At 43.4% G+C, this 419-nt stretch carries 1 protein-coding gene; it reads left to right on the top strand.

Annotated elements, in window-relative coordinates:
• A partial coding sequence (locus A3738_RS11985; RefSeq protein WP_231876634.1) for a helix-hairpin-helix domain-containing protein occupies window positions 1–346 on the top strand: 346 nt, incomplete at its 5' end.
• Window positions 347–419 lie beyond the last annotated feature (73 nt).

Below are 419 nucleotides of genomic sequence, written 5' to 3'. Positions count from 1 at the left end.
AAAAACTGCGAAGAAAGCCGTTGAGAAAGAAATTGAAACTGCGAAGAAAGCCGTTGAGAAAGAAATTAAAACCGCTAAGCAAGCAGTCGAGAAAGAAGTTAAAACGGTCAAGAAAGCCGTTACTAAAAAAGCTGCGCCAGCAAAAGCGGCGGCTAAGAAAGCTGCTGATAATTTAAGTAAGCTACCGGGCGTTGGACCAGCGACCGCGAAGAAACTTGCAGAGGCTGGAATCACAAGTTTCAAACAGGTCGCAAACCCGAGTGCGGCCGATAAGAAAAAATTAGAAGCCTTCGCGAAAACAAAAGGTTTCGCTGATTGGACAGCCAAAGCAAAAGAGCTGATCTAAGCCATTAATTTAACTAAGCCATGCGCAATGCATGGCCTAGTTATTCTTCCTCCATACACATATTTACTTTCAT

The sequence above is a fragment of the Oleiphilus sp. HI0066 genome (genome assembly GCF_001635725.1).
The sequence above is the reverse complement of the archived record's forward strand: the minus strand, read 5'-3'. Positions and strand labels throughout refer to the sequence as shown.